At 70.2% G+C, this 17,983-nt stretch carries 17 protein-coding genes; 7 read left to right on the forward strand and 10 right to left on the reverse strand.

Annotation, left to right across the window (positions count from 1 at the left end; genetic code table 11):
* The first annotated feature begins 2 nt into the window (after positions 1-2).
* Entirely contained in the window at positions 3-845 is an 843-nt protein-coding gene (locus WS92_RS14975; protein WP_059932047.1) for a SirB1 family protein, read from the forward strand.
* Positions 846-894: 49 nt separating this feature from the next.
* Here WS92_RS14975 and WS92_RS14980 read toward each other — a convergent pair whose 3' ends face one another.
* The 6 genes from WS92_RS14980 to WS92_RS37190 all read right to left on the reverse strand — a co-directional run bounded on the left by WS92_RS14980 (position 895) and on the right by WS92_RS37190 (position 5,322).
* Complete coding sequence (locus WS92_RS14980) at positions 895-1,653, reverse strand: 3-hydroxyacyl-CoA dehydrogenase (protein ID WP_009911462.1); 759 nt, start codon at positions 1,651-1,653, stop codon at positions 895-897.
* 199 nt (positions 1,654-1,852) lie between these two features.
* Positions 1,853-2,515, reverse strand: a complete 663-nt coding sequence (gene adk / locus WS92_RS14985) for an adenylate kinase (RefSeq protein WP_015602017.1) — start codon at positions 2,513-2,515, stop codon at positions 1,853-1,855.
* A 209-nt stretch (positions 2,516-2,724) separates the two neighbouring features.
* A complete protein-coding gene (gene kdsB / locus WS92_RS14990; RefSeq protein ID WP_059932049.1) occupies positions 2,725-3,516 on the reverse strand; it encodes a 3-deoxy-manno-octulosonate cytidylyltransferase in 792 nt (263 codons plus the stop codon).
* A 134-nt stretch (positions 3,517-3,650) separates the two neighbouring features.
* Positions 3,651-3,857 (reverse strand): Trm112 family protein, encoded by a 207-nt coding sequence (locus WS92_RS14995; RefSeq protein ID WP_006024783.1) that lies wholly within the window; start codon positions 3,855-3,857, stop codon positions 3,651-3,653.
* Positions 3,838-4,866: a tetraacyldisaccharide 4'-kinase gene (lpxK, locus tag WS92_RS15000; protein WP_059932052.1), complete on the reverse strand. Its 1,029-nt coding sequence runs from the start codon at positions 4,864-4,866 to the stop codon at positions 3,838-3,840. Before lpxK ends, WS92_RS14995 begins: the two co-directional genes overlap by 20 nt.
* A gap of 225 nt (positions 4,867-5,091) precedes the next feature.
* Complete coding sequence (locus WS92_RS37190) at positions 5,092-5,322, reverse strand: hypothetical protein (protein WP_082743727.1); 231 nt, start codon at positions 5,320-5,322, stop codon at positions 5,092-5,094.
* On the opposite strand from WS92_RS37190, the gene xseA reads away from it, so the two are divergent.
* From xseA to WS92_RS15015, 3 genes are all read left to right on the forward strand, one after another.
* On the forward strand, positions 5,317-6,699 hold the full coding sequence (gene xseA / locus WS92_RS15005; protein ID WP_006024785.1) for an exodeoxyribonuclease VII large subunit: 1,383 nt from the start codon (positions 5,317-5,319) through the stop codon (positions 6,697-6,699). The genes WS92_RS37190 and xseA overlap by 6 nt on opposite strands.
* A 213-nt stretch (positions 6,700-6,912) precedes the next feature.
* Positions 6,913-7,491: a superoxide dismutase [Fe] gene (gene sodB / locus WS92_RS15010; protein WP_006024786.1), complete on the forward strand. Its 579-nt coding sequence runs from the start codon at positions 6,913-6,915 to the stop codon at positions 7,489-7,491.
* A gap of 435 nt (positions 7,492-7,926) precedes the next feature.
* Positions 7,927-9,213, forward strand: a complete 1,287-nt coding sequence (locus WS92_RS15015) for a hypothetical protein (RefSeq protein ID WP_041861751.1) — start codon at positions 7,927-7,929, stop codon at positions 9,211-9,213.
* Positions 9,214-9,592: 379 nt separating this feature from the next.
* Here the strand turns inward: WS92_RS15015 and chrA are convergent, their stop codons facing one another.
* Together chrA and WS92_RS15025 are read right to left on the reverse strand one after the other, a co-directional pair.
* On the reverse strand, positions 9,593-10,798 hold the full coding sequence (gene chrA / locus WS92_RS15020) for a chromate efflux transporter (RefSeq protein WP_059932228.1): 1,206 nt from the start codon (positions 10,796-10,798) through the stop codon (positions 9,593-9,595).
* Between the two features lie 278 nt (positions 10,799-11,076).
* On the reverse strand, positions 11,077-11,856 hold the full coding sequence (locus WS92_RS15025; protein WP_006024789.1) for a Crp/Fnr family transcriptional regulator: 780 nt from the start codon (positions 11,854-11,856) through the stop codon (positions 11,077-11,079).
* Between the two features lie 90 nt (positions 11,857-11,946).
* Between WS92_RS15025 and WS92_RS15030 the strand changes: the two genes are divergently transcribed.
* The 3 genes from WS92_RS15030 (at position 11,947) to WS92_RS15040 (ending at position 14,546) form a co-directional block, all read left to right on the forward strand.
* On the forward strand, positions 11,947-12,474 hold the full coding sequence (locus tag WS92_RS15030; protein ID WP_059932054.1) for an Mpo1 family 2-hydroxy fatty acid dioxygenase: 528 nt from the start codon (positions 11,947-11,949) through the stop codon (positions 12,472-12,474).
* Positions 12,475-12,483: 9 nt separating this feature from the next.
* Entirely contained in the window at positions 12,484-13,506 is a 1,023-nt protein-coding gene (locus tag WS92_RS15035; protein WP_015601956.1) for a 2-dehydropantoate 2-reductase, read from the forward strand.
* Positions 13,507-13,940: 434 nt separating this feature from the next.
* The gene (locus WS92_RS15040) at positions 13,941-14,546 is read left to right on the forward strand and encodes a class I SAM-dependent methyltransferase (RefSeq protein WP_059932056.1); all 606 of its coding nucleotides are present in this window, start codon (positions 13,941-13,943) and stop codon (positions 14,544-14,546) included.
* 76 nt (positions 14,547-14,622) lie between these two features.
* On the opposite strand, the gene WS92_RS15045 is transcribed toward WS92_RS15040, so the two are convergent.
* Both WS92_RS15045 and mdtD read right to left on the reverse strand, forming a co-directional pair.
* Positions 14,623-15,897 (reverse strand): EAL domain-containing protein, encoded by a 1,275-nt coding sequence (locus WS92_RS15045; protein ID WP_006024793.1) that lies wholly within the window; start codon positions 15,895-15,897, stop codon positions 14,623-14,625.
* A 505-nt stretch (positions 15,898-16,402) separates the two neighbouring features.
* Positions 16,403-17,839 (reverse strand): multidrug transporter subunit MdtD, encoded by a 1,437-nt coding sequence (gene mdtD / locus WS92_RS15055; protein WP_009911484.1) that lies wholly within the window; start codon positions 17,837-17,839, stop codon positions 16,403-16,405.
* Positions 17,840-17,983 lie beyond the last annotated feature (144 nt).

A 17,983-nucleotide genomic window follows, 5' to 3' on the forward strand; every position in this document is an offset into this window, starting at 1 on the left:
CAATGACTCGCGTTCTCGACTATTTCAGTTCGCTCGTCGCCGAAGACGATGGCCTGCCGCTCACCGAGGCGGCGTTGTCGCTCGCGCAGGACGCCTATCCCGACGTGGACCTGCAAGGCGTGCTCGCCGAGCTCGACGCGCTCGCCGCGCGGCTCGCGAGGCGGCTGCCGGACGGCGCGGGCGCGAGCGAGAAGCTCGCGCTCCTGAACGACTTCTTCTTCCGCGAGCTCGGCTTCGCGTGCAACCATAATGACTACTACGATCCGGACAACAGCTATCTGAACATGGTGCTCAAGCGCCGCCGCGGGATTCCGATTACGCTCGCGGTGCTGTATCTGGAGCTTGCCGGGCAGGTTGGCGTGCCGGCGCGCGGCGTGTCGTTTCCCGGGCATTTCCTGCTGCGCATCGCGCTGCCGGACGGCGATTCGATCCTCGATCCGACGACGGGGCGCTCGCTGTCGGAACCGGAGCTCGTCGAGATGCTCGAGCCTTACGTCGCACACGCCGAGGGCGGCACGGCGAGCGTGCTGCGCGTGCTGCTACAGCCGGCGACGGAACGCGAGATCGTCGCGCGGATGCTGAACAACCTGAAAGCCGTCTATTTGCAGACGGAGCGCTGGCAGCGGCTGCTCGGCGTGCAGGAACGGCTCGTGATCCTGCTGCCGGGGCAGCTCGACGAAGTGCGCGACCGCGGCTTCGCGTACGCGCGCCTCGACTACCTGCGTCCCGCGCTCGAGGATCTGCAGACGTATCTCGGCGAGCGGCCCGACGCGGTCGACGCGACGATCGTCGAAGCGCAGGTCAGCGAGTTGCGGCAGCGGATGCAGCGCGACGACGACGATTGAGCGGCGGGGCGGCCGGGCGGGGCGCCCGACGGCCGCGCGCGCCGCTTCGTTACTTCGGCTGCATCCGGATCGCGCCGTCGAGGCGGATCACTTCGCCGTTGAGCATCGGGTTCTCGACGATCTGCTTGACGAGCATCGCGTACTCGGCCGGCTTGCCGAGGCGAGGCGGGAACGGCACCATCGCGCCGAGCGCGTCCTGCACTTCCTTCGGCATGCCGAGCAGCATCGGCGTCTCGAAGATGCCGGGCGCGATCGTCATCACGCGAATCGCGTTGCGCGACAGGTCGCGCGCGATGGGCAGCGTCATGCCGGCGACGCCCGCCTTCGACGCCGCGTACGCGGCCTGGCCGATCTGGCCGTCGAACGCGGCGACCGACGCGGTGCTGACGATCACGCCGCGCTCGCCGGTTTGCGCCGGCTCGTTCGCGGCCATCGCGGCGGCCGCGACGCGAATCATGTTGAACGTGCCGATCAGGTTCACGGTGATCGTCTTCGCGAACAGCTCGAGCGGGTGCGGGCCGTCCTTGCCGACCGTCTTCGCCGCGGGCGCGATGCCCGCGCAGTTGACGAGCCCGCGCAGCGTGCCGAGCTTCGTCGCGGCGGCGACGGCCGCCTGCGCGTCTTCTTCGCGCGCGACGTCGCACTTGACGAACACGCCGCCCAGCTCGCGCGCGAGCGCTTCTCCCGCTTCCTGATTCAGGTCGGCGAGCACGACCTTGCCGCCCGCCTCGGTCAAGAGGCGCGCGGTGCCCGCGCCGAGCCCGGACGCGCCGCCCGTGATCAGGAAGACGTTGTCGCGAATCTCCATGTTTGCTCCTTCTCCTTGGATTGATTGGAATGAATGTCGATCGAATGTCGTGAAGCGACACGCGCGCTGCGACGATTGTACGAGCGAGCGCCGAAGCCCGGCGCGAAGCGAACGACCGGACGAAAAAAAACCGCCCGGGGAGGGCGGTTCCTTCGTCATCGTCACGCGTGCGGCATGCGCGGCGCACGCCGCGGCGCGATTATTTCAGCACGTCGAACACGCGCGCGCGGATTTCGTCGACAGAGCCGAGGCCGGAGATCTTCCGGTACGCGGGCGCCTTCAGGCCGTTCTCCGCGCCGCGCGCCGCCCAGTCGCCGTAGTACGCGATGAGCGGCTTCGTCTGCGCTTCGTACACGTCGAGGCGCTTCTTCACCGTCTCTTCCTTGTCGTCGTCGCGCTGGATCAGGGGCTCGCCCGTCACGTCGTCCTTGTCCTCGACCTTCGGCGGGTTGAACTTCACGTGGTACGTGCGGCCCGACGCCGGGTGCGTGCGGCGGCCGCTCATCCGTTCGATGATTTCCGGGAACGGCACGTCGATTTCGAGCACGTAGTCGATCGCGACGCCCGCTTCCTTCATCGCGTCGGCCTGCGCGATCGTGCGCGGGAAGCCGTCGAACAGGTAGCCGTTCGCGCAGTCCGCCTCCTTCAGGCGCTCCTTGACGAGGCCGATGATCAGCGAATCCGGCACGAGCCTGCCTTCATCCATGTACGTCTTCGCCTCGACGCCGAGCGGCGTGCCGGCCTTCACGGCGGCGCGCAGCATGTCGCCCGTCGAGATTTGCGGGATGCCGAACTTTTCCTTGATGAAGTTTGCCTGGGTGCCCTTTCCCGCGCCGGGCGCGCCCAACAGGATCAAACGCATGGTGATATCTCCGGTATGTGAATGCTTTGGCGCGAGACGCTACGGGAACCGCTGCGCGGCTCGGCGACCCTGCCGCAAGCGCGATCGGCCGGTCTGACTGCGGCGGGTCGAAAGCGACGCGCGGCGGCCGGCGAATGTCGGGCTTGGGGCGGAATCTCGGTGAGCGGCGCGGGCGGATCGCTCGCACAATCGCCCGATTATGCCATGGGTTATTTGGCGCGAGACCGAAAAAGGGCCTGCACGCGTTCGAGATCGGCCGGCGTGTCGATGCCGGCCTCGGGCGCGTGCTCGGTGACGAGCACCGCGATCCGCTCGCCGTGCCACATCGCGCGCAGTTGCTCGAGCTGCTCGGCCGCCTCGATCGGCGCCTGCGCGAGCGTCGGATACGTGCGCAGGAAACGCGCGCGATAGGCGTAGAGGCCGATGTGCCGATAGACGGGGCACGTCGGCGCGGGCATCGCCGCGACGTTCGGCCAGTGCGGCAGGTACGCGTCGCGCGACCACGGAATCGGCGCGCGCGAGAAGTACAGCGCGACGTCGTTCGCGTCGAGCACGACCTTCACGTAGTTCGGATTGAACACCTCGTGCGCTTCGTGAATCGGGTGCGCGGCCGTCGCGATCGCGCACGACGGATGCGCGGCGAGGTGCGACGCTACGTCGCACACGAGCTGCGGATCGATCAGTGGCTCGTCGCCCTGAACATTGACGACGATCGTGTCATCGCCGAAGCCGAGCTTCGCGGCGACCTCGGCGAGGCGGTCGGTGCCGGACGGGTGGTCGGCGCGCGTGAGCACCGCGTCGAAGCCGTGCTCGCGCACCGCGTCGAGCACGCTTTGCGCATCGGACGCGACGAGCACCTGCTGCGCGCCCGCTTCACGCGCGCGCTCGGCGACGCGCACGACCATCGGCTTGCCGCCGAGATCGGCGAGCGGCTTGTTCGGCAGGCGGGTCGACGCGAGACGGGCGGGGACGACGGCGACGAAAGGGGGCGGGGAGGTCATCGGACGGGCGCGAAGCGCAAAGGGTTCGAAAAATGCGCCCGCGTGACATGCGGGCAGCGGCGTTGGATCGGGCGGGCGCCGGCCTGGCGCGAGCGCCCGGACGGCGCGACGGCGGCGGGCGCGCCGCGTGTGCGTCAGCGGCCCTGGGCCGGACCGGCCGGATCGACCGGCGTGCCTTCGACGGTCTGCCGCGCTTCGTCGACGAGCATCACCGGGATGCCGTCGCGGATCGGATACGCGAGCTTGTCGGCGTTGCAGACGAGCTCCTGCGCGCCGCGGTCGTAGTGGAGCGGGCCCTTGCAAATCGGGCAGACGAGGATTTCAAGCAGACGTGCGTCCACGGAGTTTCTCCACAACGAGAGCGATAAGGCGGGGATCGAGCGCGGCTTCGACCGGGACGACCCAGATGCGAGTGTCGCGCCACGAAGTCCCCAATTTTACTGCATCCTTCTCGGTGATCAGGATCGCGTCGAAATGATCGTCGGCGAACGGGTTCGTGGCGAACGCGTAGTGGTCGGGCAGCGGGCGCGTCGCGGGCGTGACGCCCGCCGCGCGCAGCGTCGCGAAGAAGCGCTCCGGCGCGCCGATGCCCGCCGCCGCGAGCACGCGCTCGCCCGCGAACTGCGCGAGCGGCCTGCGGCGCGACGGCCGATCGAGATGCCATGCGTCGCCGGGCGCGAGCGCGAGCGCGAACGTGTCGGGCCACGGCGGCAGCGCGCGGCTGTATGGATCGTTGACGAGCGTCGCGTCGCGGCGGCGCGACAGCGGTTCGCGCAGCGGCCCGGCCGGCAGCAGGAAACCGTTGCCGCCGAGGCGATGATCGAACACGACGATCTCGACTGCGCGCGCGAGCCGGTAGTGCTGCAGGCCGTCGTCGCTCACGACGACGTCGACTTCGGGGTGCGCGGCCTTCAGCGCGCGCACGGCCGCGACGCGGTCCGGGCACACCCACACGGGCGCGAGCGTGCGGCGCGCGATCAGCAGCGGCTCGTCGCCCGCCCGCTGCGGCGGCGACTCGGGCGTGACCGCGGTCGGCGCGACGATCTTCGCGCCGTAGCCGCGCGACACGACGCCGGGCGTGAAGCCCGCGGCGCGCAGCGCGTCGACGAGAGCGATCACCGTCGGCGTCTTGCCGGTGCCGCCGACCGTCACGTTGCCGACGACGACGACGGACACGCCGCAGTCGACGCGTTTCTTCCAGCCGCGCGCATAGGCGGCGCGGCGCAGCGCGGCGATCGCGCCGAACGCGCATGCGAAGGGCGCGAGCGCCCACGCGAGCGCGCCGCGGCGCTGCCATTCGCGAGTGAGGCGCGCTTCGGCGCGCGCGAGCAATCCCGGCCGAGCGCTCATGACGCGATGCGCGAGGCGCCGCGCGGCGCGGCTGAGGACGGATTCGTCAACACGGTTTCTCCGGATGGCGGCGGGCGGCCGCGGGGTCTTCGAAAGGCGGCACTCTAGCGCGCCCGCCGCGCGGCCCGCAAGTCGCGCGGACGCGGCATGCGGTGCGCGCCGCATGGCCGCGTGCGTGAACGGCCTGTGGATAACTCTGTGAAAAACTCCGCGTCGAAGCGTTCGTCAAGGCCGTGCGGCGGGCTTCCAGTCGGCGCAATGCGTGTTGGGCTCGATAAAAAAACCATTGAAATCAAGCATTTGATCGAAATCATCAGGGGTTTCGGGGCGATTGTTACAACCCCGTCCCCGTTTCGCGCGCCGTGTGGACACCTGGGCGGCCCGCACGCGCGGCTTGCCGCGCGCGCCGAGGCGGTCTATCGTTGGGCGCCTGAAATTTTCCGACCGTCCATGCATTCCGAAACCACCTTTGCCGGCTCCGGCGGCGCGCCCGCGGGCGACGGCGTCATTCCCGTGTCCGCGCTCAACCGCGCGATCGGCACGATGCTCGAGCGCACGTTCCCGCTGCTGTGGGTCGCGGGCGAAGTGTCGAACTTCACGCGCGCGGCGAGCGGCCACTGGTATTTCTCGATCAAGGATCAGCAGGCGCAGATGCGCTGCGTGATGTTCCGCGGCCGCGCGCAACACGCGGAGTTCATGCCGCGCGAAGGCGACAAGATCGAAGTGCGCGCGCTCGTCACGATGTACGAGCCGCGTGGCGAAGTGCAACTGAACGTCGAGGCGATCCGGCGCACCGGGCAGGGGCGGCTCTACGAAGCGTTCCTGCGGCTGAAGGCGCAGCTCGAGGCCGAAGGGCTCTTCGCGCCCGAGCGCAAGCGGCCGCTGCCGACGCATCCGCGCGCGATCGGCATCGTCACGTCGCTGCAGGCGGCCGCGCTGCGCGATGTGCTGACGACGCTCGCGCGCCGCGCGCCGCACGTGCCGGTGATCGTCTATCCGGCGCCCGTGCAGGGCGCGGGCGCGGCGGAGAAGCTCGCCGCGATGGTCGAGACCGCGAACGCGCGGCGCGAGGTCGACGTGCTGATCGTCTGCCGCGGCGGCGGCTCGATCGAGGACTTGTGGTCGTTCAACGACGAGGGGCTCGCGCGCGCGATTGCGGCGAGCGACGTGCCCGTCGTCTGCGGCGTCGGCCACGAGACCGATTTCACGATCGCCGATTTCGCGGCCGACGTGCGCGCGCCGACGCCGACCGGCGCGGCCGAGCTCGTGAGCCCGCAGCGCGCGCTGTTGCTGCGCGAGCTGGGCGACCGGCGCAACGCGCTCGCGCGCGGCTTGCGGCGCGGCCTCGACTCGCGCGCGCAGCAGCTCGACTGGCTCGCGCGCCGCCTGATCAGCCCGGCCGAGCGCCTGCAGCGCCAGTCCATGCACGTGGGGCAACTCGCCGCGCGGCTCGCGGCGGCGGGCGCGCGGCCCGTGCGCGACGCGCGCGCGCGTTTCGCGCTCGTGCAATTGCGCTGGCAGCGCGCGCGGCCCGACGTCACGCAGGCGCGGCAGGTGCTCGCGACGTTCGCGCAAAGGCTCGATGCGACGCTGCAGCGGCGTCTCGAACGCGACACCGCGCGCGTCGCCGCGTGCGCGGCGCGGCTCGAGGTGCTGAGCCCGCAACGCACGCTGGAGCGCGGCTACGCGGCGATCATCGACGCGCAGACGGGCCGCGCGGTGCGCGCGCCCGCGGCGCTCAAGCCGCAGCGCCGGTTGACCGTGCATCTCGCCGAGGGCTCGGCCGACGTGTCGCTCGCCGATGTGCAACCGCGTCTTTCGGATACGTTCTGACCCGTTCTGACCCGGCGACGCACGCGCGGCACGCGGACGTCGCGCGTCTTGCGCGTGCCGGTTCGCGCGTCGCGCGTGCCGCGCGAGCGTCGATTTTTCGGATGAGACGGATAAAGGCCCGCGAGTTTGCGGGGTTATTCGGACTCGCCTACAATCGGGCGTTCCGCGGCACCCAACACTGTCCTCCCTACATACACTTCGAAGGAACCGATCATGGCTCATACGCTCCCGCCGTTGCCGTACGCTGAAGACGCCCTCGCTCCGCACATCTCGCAGGAGACGATCCAGTATCACTACGGCAAGCATCACCAGGCTTATGTGACGAACCTGAACAACCTGATCCCCGGCACGGAATTCGAGAGCCTGCCGCTGGAAGAGATCGTGAAGAAGTCGTCGGGCGGCATCTTCAACAACGCCGCGCAGATCTGGAATCACACGTTCTTCTGGAACAGCCTGTCGCCGAACGGCGGCGGCGCGCCGACGGGCGCGCTCGGCGACGCGATCAGCGCGAAGTGGGGCTCGTTCGACGCGTTCAAGGAAGCGTTCACGAAGGCGGCGGTCGGCACGTTCGGCTCGGGCTGGGCGTGGCTCGTGAAGAAGGCGGACGGTTCGCTCGACATCGTGTCGACGAGCAATGCGGCCACGCCGCTCACGACGGCCGACAAGCCGCTCCTCACGATCGACGTGTGGGAGCACGCTTACTACATCGATTACCGCAACGCGCGTCCGAAGTTCGTCGAAGCGTTCTGGAACATCGTGAACTGGGACTTCGCCGCGAAGAACTTCGCTTAAGGCGCGCCCGTCATCTGACGATTACAGTTCGGAAAAAATCGAGCGATACATAGTGACGAGATCTCGAATCAGTCTCGGCGAACAAGCCCTCCATCGGAGGGCTTTTTTTTCGTCTTTAACGGGGGCCCACCCTACTTGCATCAGGTTGCCATTCCTTCAGCGGATTGGCCGGTAGCCGTGAATGTCGGCATCGACGAGCGAAGCGCATCCGCTCGTCGGGGGACGAATCGCGGCGGCCGGCGAGTTCGCTCGTTCAGCGCGCGCTTCGCGTGAGCGGGCGCGATCCCATCGTTGTTTTCGGGGCATGGCGTTGTGCTTGCCATGCCCGATTTCGCCGGGCGGCGGTGATCTCGCTGTCGCCCGGCATTCAGTGTGCCGTCGCGTCCGGGGGGGCGCGGTACTTTTCTTTGCTTGTAGAAAAGGTAGACAGACAATATGGCACTCTTACGAGGCACTCGTACCTTGATCGGCGCAACGCTTTGCGCGTCCGTGACGCTGATGACCGCCGCTTGCGGCGGCTCCGACGGCTCGGGCGGCGCACCCGGCGCCAGCGCCTTCAAATCGCCGCACGGCTCGGGCACATCGAGCGGTACCGGCACGTCGAGCACCACGGGCACGACCAGCACCACCAGCAGTACCACGAGCAGCACGAGTACCGGCACGCAGAGCACGATGGCGCTGCAGATCGCGGATTTCATCCTCGCTCAGCAGGACATCAACGGCGCGATTCCGGACGAGGCGGGCACGGACACCGCCAATACGGACTCCGACATGGAGTACGCGCTGATCGGCCTCGCGGCCGCATACGGCGCGACGCATGACGCGAAGTACCTGACCGGCCTCGAGAAGGGCATCGCGTGGCTCGCCGCGCGCGAGGAGATGACCGATCCGGCCTGGCGGGGCAGTTGGCGCTATGCCTACTCGATGACGCCGCCGTACGCTGCGATTGCGACGTCGCCGGGCACCGGGATTGCCGACGTGCGCGGCGTGGACGCGACGTCCGCGCTGTTCGTCTACCTGCTTTATCTCGACCGACAGTTGACGGGCAGCACGGCGCTCGTCACGCAGTACGGCGCCAATGCGCGCGCGGCGCTTGATTTCGTGCTCGCGAAGAACATCAATCCGAGCGGCTACTCGGGCAGCTCGTGGCAATTGCCCGTCGGCAGCACCACGTGGCAGTTCTGGCCATACGAGTACGCGGCGGATCAGGGCGACGTCTATCTCGGCATGAATGCGGGCGCGCTGCTGTTTCCGGACAATCCGAACTACGCGGCAAAGGCGGCTTTCCTGAGGAACAACGTGCCGTCGCAGTTCTACATGGCGGACGCGCAGCGCTATTCGGTCGGCCGCGACACGGGCGCGCCGCTCGACGCGGATCTCGGCATCGATACGATCTTCCCGCAGGGCTACCTGCCGTGGGTGTTCGGCTCGAATTCGCAGAGCATCGGCTCGATCCAGTGGATGACCAACCAGACGGCTGCCGACGGCAGCATCCGCTCGCCGTCGACCGACCCCGCGTACGCGCTGTCCGACGTGATCCTGCTGCTCGGCGCGCCGACGCAGGGCATGCAGGCGCCGTCGACGACGCTGCCATGGATCGTGAACAACGTGCTCGATCCGCGGACGCACGGCATCCACGACTACCCCGGCTCGCCGGATCAGGAGACGAACGTCTCCGGGTTTGCGGTCGCGGCGTTGCTCGGGATGAAGGCGTTCCCCTGATCGGCGCGTGAGTCCGGCAGGCGGCGGCGAGCGTCGGCCGGACTGCGTGCTTGCCGCCGGGCGCCTTTGACCGGGGCCCGGCTCGTCCGCGCGGCCGGCGACGGCGGTGCGGGCGGGCCGCAGCGATTGCGCCTGCTCGTCTCGGATCGGATGCGCATCGCAAGGAACGTCCGCGCGATCCGCGTTCATGGCTTTCCCCGAATTTCGTTTCTTCGTCTCGTCATCCGCACGGCGACGCACGCGCGGCGACGCTGTGGCCGGATGCGCGGCCGCTGTCGCGCCTGCGATCGTCCGGCAGCGGCGGCGCGCGTTCGACGAGGGTGAACCGATCGCCGCGCTCGGCGCGCGATCGACGGACCCGTCAAGCGCATCAAGTGCGTCAAGCCGAAAAGACGACCCACCCCGCGACGCACGCGACGATCACCACGATCCACGGCGGCACGCGCCAGAACGTCAGCGCGACGAACGCGACGAGCGCCGCGACGAAGTCGCGCGGCGCGAGGATCGCGTCCGTCCACACCGGCTGATAAAGCGCGGCGAGCAAGAGGCCGACGACGGCCGCGTTGACGCCCGCGAGCGCCGCCTGCATCCGTGCGTTCGTTCGCCAGCGCTCCCAGAACGGGACCGCGCCCGCGACGAGCAGGAACGACGGCGCGAAGATCGCGGCGAGCGCGAGCGCGCCGCCGAGCCAGCCCGACGGCGCGTCTTTCATCGACGCGCCGAGAAACGCCGCGAACGTGAAGAGCGGGCCGGGCACGGCCTGCGCGGCGCCGTAGCCCGCGAGAAATGTCTGGCCGCCGACCCAGCCGGGCGCGACGACCGACGCCTGCAGCAGCGGCAGCACGACGTGTCCGCCGCCGAACACGAGCGCGCCCGCGCGGTAGAACGCGTCGACGATCGCGAGCGCGTGGCTGCCCGACGCGCGCGCGGCGAGCGGCAGGCCGGCCAGCAGCGCGGCGAACAGCACGAGGCAGCATGCGCCGGCGCGGCGGCCGAGCGAGATCGGCAGCGGATCGTGCGCGCCGTCGCGCGCGGGGGCGACGTGCAGCAGCCCGATGCAGCCCGCGCTTGCGATGACGGCGAGCTGCGTCCATGTCGACGGCGCGATGAGCGCGACGCCCGTCGCGGCCGTCATGATCGTCACGCGCCGCGCGTCGGGGCACAGATTGCGCGCCATGCCCCAGACGGCCTGCGCGATGACGGCCGCCGACACGATCTTCAGCCCGTGCAGCGCGCCCGGCGCGAGCGCATGGCCTGCCGCGCCGGCGATCCCGTACGCGAACGCGATCATCGCGAGCGCGGACGGCAGCGTGAAGCCTGCCCACGCGGCGAGCGCGCCCGCGTAGCCCGCGCGCGACAGGCCGATCGCGATGCCGACCTGGCTGCTCGCCGGGCCGGGCAGGAACTGGCAGAGGCCGACGAGGTCCGCGTAGCTGCGCTCGCTCAGCCAGCGCCGGCGGACGACGAATTCGTCGCGGAAATAGCCGAGGTGGGCGATCGGGCCGCCGAACGACGTGACGCCGAGGCGCAGGAACGCGACGAAGACCGGCCAGGCGCGGCCGATGGTGGAGCGGGAGGCGTGCATATGATGGCGGCCGCGCATGAAGGTGCGAGAGGAGCGAAGCGCGATGATAGCGGGCTCGCGTGTGCGTTGTGGGAAAATCGCCGACCGGATTGGCGGGCGCGTGGCGACGCGGCGACGGATAGGTTTGCGGCGCGCGCGCCGTTGCGTGCATCGGCGGACATGCGTATTGCGCGACGAAGCGCGTTGGCGACGGCATTCGTTCTTGCCGGTGCTGGCCCCGATCTCGATCGATATCGATTCGGATTCCGAATCCGCCGTTGCCGCGGCCGCTTGCGCGATTACGATCGGCGGCGCGAAGCGCGCGACGCGTCTGTGCGGTTGGCGTCGCCGGCGGCGCTGTTTGCGTTGCCGTCCGCTCGTGCATCGCCCGCGCCGCTCGCCGCGCGCAGCGCATCCAGATCGACGATCTCGATTTCGCCGACGTGCAGCCTCACGACGCCGCGCGCCGCGAGATCCTTCAGCAACTGGTTCGCCGTTTGCCGCGACAGCGACAGCATCGCGCCGAGCCGTTCCTGCGACAGCCGGACCCGCCGATGCCGCGTGCCGATCCCGCCGTAGCCTTCCGCGATCATCAGCAGCCGTGCCGCGAGCCGCTGCGCGGCGGGCATCAGCGTCAGCGCCTCGACGTTCATGAACGACATGCGCAGCTTCTGCGCCATCAAAAGCGCAAAATATCGCCAGTAGCGCGGCGTTTCGTCGAGCAGTTGCTGCAGCGCAGCTTGTGGAATGTGCATCAGCAGCGCGTCTTCGAGCGCGATCGCGTCGTGTGTGCGCGGCAACTCGTCGAAGAGCGCGATTTCGCCGAACCACGTCGTCGGCTCGGCCACCGTGAGGAGCGCTTCCTTGCCGCTCGCGTCGACGGCGCCCACCGACAGCGCGCCGCTCAGCACCGCGTAGAGCCCGCACGGCGCGTCGCCGCGGCGGAACAGCACCTGGCCCGACGCGAGCCGTCGCGGCACCGCGGCCGCGACGAGCGCCTCGCGCAGCGCGGCGGGCAGCGCGCCGAACCACGGGTGCGTGTCGAGCTGGAGGCGATAGGGTTCGAAGAGCGGATGCATCGGCCGTCGCGGTGTCGGGTAGCTGACAGAGAAAACGTCGCGTGACGGGCATGATAGCGCTCACTCGCATCAGAAGCAGGAGGAGACACGATGAGAACCTTGGTCGATCAACTCGCGCAGTACGCGGCCTATCACCGCGACGCGCGCAACATCGCGACGCATCTCGTCGGCATTCCGATGATCGTCGTCGCGGTGACGGTGCTGCTGTCGCGGCCGGCGTTCGGCGCATGGGGCGCGCTCGCGCTCACGCCCGCGGCGCTCGTCGCGCTAGCGGCCGCGCTCTTCTACCTGCGGTTCGATCTGCGCTTCGGCGTCGCGATGGCCGCGCTGCTCGCGCTGAGTCTCTGGGCCGGCCGCGCGCTCGCCGCGCAGACGACCGCGCTCTGGCTCGGCGCGGGTCTCGGGCTCTTTTTCGCCGGCTGGGTGATCCAGTTCGTCGGCCATTACTTCGAGGGCCGCAAGCCCGCGTTCGTCGACGACCTGATCGGGCTCGTCGTCGGCCCGCTGTTCGTCGTCGCCGAAGTCGCGTTCTTCGCCGGGCTGCGCGGCGAAGTGCGCGACGAGGTCGAGCGGCGCGCCGGGCCGGTGCGCGTCGGCGCGCGCAACGCGCGCGTCTGAGTCGCGTCGATGGCGGCGATTTGCGTCTATGGCGCGGGCGCGGTCGGCTGCTATATCGGCGGCCGGCTGCTAGCGGGCGGCGCCGATGTCGCGCTGATCGGCCGCGAGCGGATCGGCCGCGAGTTGCGCGCGCATGGGCTCGCGCTGTCCGATTACCGCGGCCGCGACGCGCGCGTGCCGCCGTCCGCGATCGCGTTCTCGACGGCCGATGCGGCGGCCGCATCGGCCGAGCTCGTGCTCGTCACGGTGAAATCGGCCGCGACGCCCGCCGCCGGCGCCGCGCTCGCGCGCATCGCGCGGCCCGACGCGGTCGTCATCAGCTTTCAGAACGGCGTGCGCAACGCGCACGCGCTGCGCGCTGCGCTGCCCGACGCAACCGTACTCGCCGGCATGGTGCCGTTCAACGTGATCGCGCGCGGCGAGGGCGCGTTCCACCAGGGCACGGCGGGCGAGTTGCGGGTCGAGGCCGCGCCCGCGCTGCGGCGCTTCGCGGATGCGTTCGCGCGCGCGGGGCTGCCGCTCGTGCCGTGCGCGGACATGCGCGCGGTTCAGTGGGCGAAGCTGCTGCTCAATCTCAACAACGCGATCAACGCGCTCGCGAACCGGCCGCTGAAGGAAGAGCTCGCGGCGCGCAGCTATCGGCGCTGCTTCGCGCTGGCGCAAATCGAGGCGCTGCGCCTGCTGGCGGCGGCCGGGGTCCGCCCCGCGCGGCTCACGCCGCTGCCCGCCACATGGGTGCCGCGGGTGCTGGGCGTGCCGGACCCGCTGTTCGCGCGGCTCGGCCGGAAGATGCTCGAGATCGATCCGCTCGCGCGTTCGTCGATGTCGGACGATCTGGCGGCGGGGCGGACGACCGAGGTCGACTGGATCAACGGCGAGATCGTGCGTCTGGCCGGCCAGCTCGGACGCGCGGCGCCCGTCAACGCGCGCCTTTGCGCGCTCGTCCACGACGCGGAGCGCTCGCAGGCGCGGCCCGCGTGGGGCGGCGACGCGCTGCTCGCCGAATTGCGCGCGGCGGCGCGGGCGGGGTAGCGCCGGGAGGCGGTCGGGTGCTTCGCGCGCATCGGCCGGCAGGCCCTCGCGACGCGCACGCGCGGCCGTGTCGCCGTGCGGTTGTCGGCATGGGCGCGGTGGATCGCTCGTGGCCGCGGGAGACGGTCGTTCGGCGTGCGCGGTCCGCCCGGACGCGTCATTGCCGATCGTCGACGCTCGCCTGCCGATGACGTCGAACGTCGTTCGCGGATGGCAATCGATGCGGGCATCGAGCCGTCGACATCGACGCAATTAGTCGGCGCGACGGCGCGTCGGCCCTCGCCGACATCCCGGACGCGTGGCCGCCGCATCGCGTTGGCCGTCACCGCGACGCCGCGATGTCCGAAGCGTGAAGAGCCCATCCCGATTAATATGACGGCGGCGCGTGCCCGCCCCGGCGAGCCGGCGCGCGACCGCCAACCGAGGAGACGACGATGGATCGCACGACACTCGACGCATACGACCGCCACGCGGCCGATTACGCACGCGAATGGGACGAACAACCGGCGCCTGAGGACATGTATGCGCTGCTCGAACGCTACTTCGAGCCCGGGCCGACCGCGGACGTCGGCTGCGGCGCGGGGCGCGACGTCGCATGGCTCACGAGCCGCGGCTTCGACGCTTGCGGCTACGACGGCAGCGCGTCGCTTGTCGCCGAAGCGCGGCGCAGCCATCCGGCGCTGCGCTTCGAGCAGGCGCTGCTGCCGGCGCTCGCGGGCGTGCCGTCCGGCGCGTTTCGCAACGTGCTGTGCGAGACGGTGATCATGCATCTGCCGGCTTCGGACGTCGATGCGGCGGTTGCGCGGCTCGTCGAGCTGCTCGCGCCGGGCGGCACGCTGTATCTGAGCTGGCGGGTGACGACGGGCGACGCGCAGCGCGACGGGCGCGGGCGGCTCTACGAGGTGGTCGATGCCAAGCGCGTGCACGCGGCGCTCGGCGATGCGTGCGACGTGCTGTTTGAGCATGAGCGGACGAGCGAATCGTCCGGCAAGCGCGTGCATCGGCTCGTCGTGAGAAGGCGCGCGGCCGCGGCCGGCTAACGTGCATGACGCGCATGACGCGCGTCAGCCGCGCGAACGCCCGGGCGACGGGCGCCCGGCGCTCGGCCGTGTCCCGCTAGTCGCGGTGCGCCGCGGCTTCCCAGTTGATGTCGACGCACAGCACCTGCATGCCTTGCGCGGCGGGCGTCGCGATCGACGCCGTCACGCACAGGTGCGCTTCGTTGATCGACAGATAGGGCGGCGTGAAGTGCACGCGCCCCGGCACGCGCATCGCCTCGATGAAGTACGGCCGGCGCTCCCAGCTCGCGCCTTCCGAATGCAGCAGCGGGCTGAAGCGCTTCGCGCGCTGCGATGCATGCACGCGCGGCAGCACGTTGTCGCCGATCTGCCGGCCCGATGCGTCGAGCAGGAAGCAGCGCGCGGCCTCGGGCAGCTCGAGGAGTTCCTTCGACGCTTCGGTCAGGTCGCGGCCCTCGCGCAACAGCGCGCCCGCCCGCAGCAGCGCGGCGACATACGGCGCGAGGCGGGCTTCCTGCGCGCGCGAGCGCTCGGCGACGCGCAGCCGCAGCGCGGCCGACAGCGTATCCATGATGCCTGCCGCGACCTGCGGCTGCACCGGCTCGACGCTCGGCCCGGCGAAATACTGCCCCTGCACGAAATCGACGTCGCATTCGAGCGCGATCAGCGCTTCGCGCTCGGTCGTGATGCCGCCCATCAGCACGAGCTGCCCCGATTCGTGCAGCAGCGACACGAGGCCGGGCAGCACGCGCTCGAGATGCGAATGCTCGCTCGCCTGCGCGAGGATGCCGCGATCGAGCGTGACGATGTCCGGATGCAGGTGCCAGACGCGATCGATGTTCGAGTGCTTCGCGCCGAAGCCGCCGAGCGCGATCAGGAAGCCCGCCTTGCGCAGGCCGTCGACGATCGCCGCGAAGCGCGGCGTCTCGCCGCCCGCCTGCTCGGGCACCTCGAGCACGACGCGCTGCGGCGGCAGCCCGAGCGCCTTCAGGTTCGCGAGGAGCGCGTCGCCGTAGACCGTGTCCATCAGCGCGGCGGGATGCAGGCTCAGGAAGAGCCATTCGTCATGGCTGTCGAACGTGTGGAAGTTGCCGAGATGCAGCGATTCGGCGAGCCGCCCGAGTTCGAGCAGATCGCCGCGGCGCGCGGCCTGCGTGAACACCTCGTGCGACGGCACCTGGTTGCCGTGCGAATCGTGCGCGCGCAGCGATGCGTGGTAGCCGATCGCACGGCGATGCGACACCGAGAAGACCGGCTGGAATACGCTGAATACGGTGTAGTCGCCGTACAGCACGGTGCGCCGGTTGCCGTCGTCGCCCGCGATCGGGCGCGGCGACTGGAAGCTGGGGGGATCGATGTCGATCATGCTCATGATTCGGCTGCTTGAGAACCGTCAGTTTACCTACAGAATAGGTGAGCAAGAACCATGCGCAAAAAGGCGCGCTGGCGCGCCGCCGCTTCGCGCGCAGCGCGGACATGGTGCACTCGCATGGTGCGCCGTGCGTCGCGGCGGCGCGGCGCGCGGCGTTCGGGCAGTTCGCCGGGATGCCGCGAGGCGCGTCCGGACATGCGCCGGACCGGCGCGCGGCGGGCGCGCTGCGACAATCGGACGCTCGAAGGCGCCGCGCTCGGGTGTCGAAGCGCTCGGATGCCCGAACGGCCGGAGGCGAACAGAGCCGAGGGGCGTAGGGCCGGCCGCAGCGACGTCCGGGCAGGCGCGTGCGTTCGCGCGGGCCGGTCCGTCGCGCGCGCGCCGCAACCGCGCCGAAGCGGCCGCACACGGCCTCCTTCGACGGCGATGCGAAATCCCGCTCGCCCGCCAGCCATCTCGAGCGCGCCGTCGCGGCCATGCCGGCCGCGCGGCAGTCCCGCCCGCGTCACGCGCGCTCGGACGGATCGGTCTTGCGCCGCGCGGCGCCGCGCACGTCCGGCGACAACTGCGCGAAGATCCACGCGGACGCGGCGGTGATGAGGCCGACGCACACGAACGTCGCATGGAACGCGGGCAGCGTGTGCGTCGGCGTGACGCTTCGCATCATGCCGGTGAAGGTCGCGAGGAGCGCGCCCGCGACCGTCACGCCGAGACTCATCGACAGCATCTGCACGAGCGAGAACAGGCTGTTGCCGCCGCTCGCGCCGCCCGTGCCGAGGTCCTTCAGCGTGAGCGTGTTCATCGCGGTGAACTGCATCGAGTTGAAGCCGCCGAAGAGGGCGAGCTGCGCGATCTTGAGCCATGCCGGCATCGCGTCGCTCATCAGCGCGAAGCTCGCCATCATCAGCCCGACCATGATCGTGTTCGCGAGCAGCACTTGGCGGTAGCCGTGGCGCGTGATGAGCACCGTGATGATCCGCTTCGAGAACATCCCCGCGGCCGCGACGGGCAGCATCATCAGGCCTGCCTCGAACGCGTCGTAGCCGAGGCTCACCTGCAGCAGCAGCGGGATCAGATACGGCATCGCGCCGCTGCCGATCCGCGCGAACAGGTTGCCGAGCAGGCCGACGCTGAACGTGTGGATCCTGAAGAGCTCGAGCGAGAAGATCGGCTGCGGCGCGCGCACCGCGTACAGGCCGTACGCGACGAAGCACGCGAGGCTCAGGATCAGCAGCACGAGCACCATCGCGTGCTGCATGCCGAGATCGGCGAGGCCGTCGAGCGACAGCGAGATCGCGATCATCCCGATCGTGAGCAGCAGGTAGCCTTTCAGGTCGAAGCGGCCCGCGGCCGGGTTGCGCGCGTCGGGCATCGAATAGAACGTCGCGATGCAGCCCGCGATGCCGACGGGCACGTTGATCAGGAAGATCCAGTGCCACGATGCGATCTTCACGAGCCAGCCGCCGAGCGTCGGCCCGATCAGCGGGCCGATCAGGCCCGGAATCGCGACGAACGACAGCGCGGGCAGATAGCGCTCGGCGGGGAACGTGCGCAGCACCGCGAGCCGCCCGACGGGCAGCAGCATCGCGCCGCCGATGCCCTGGATCACACGGAACGCGACGAGGAGCGGCAGCGTGTGCGCGTTCGCGCACAGGAGCGAGCCGAGCGTGAAGACCAGGATCGCGCTGAAGAACACGCGGCGCGTGCCGAGCGTATCCGCGAGCCAGCCGGACACGGGGATCATCACGGCCATCGTCAGCGAGTACGCGATCACGACCGACTGCATCCTGAGCGGCGATTCGCCGAGGCTCGCGGCCATCGACGGCAGCGCGGTGTTGACGATCGTCGCATCGAGCGTCTGCATGAAGAAACCGGTGGCGACGAGCCACAGCATGACGGTCAGCGATTTCTCGCTCGGGGCGGCGGGCGGGGCTTGGAGCATGAAAGCGGGGCGCTGCGGGCGCGTTCGGGCGGGCAGCCGACATTGTAGGGAAAGCCGGCGATGCGTGCAGCGAGCGGCGCGCGCAGGCGTGCATGGGGCGACGCGCGCGCATCGCGATGAATCATCGGGATATCGAAGGACTTT

The sequence above is a fragment of the Burkholderia sp. MSMB1588 genome, assembly GCF_001546925.1.
Lineage (GTDB): Bacteria > Pseudomonadota > Gammaproteobacteria > Burkholderiales > Burkholderiaceae > Burkholderia > Burkholderia humptydooensis.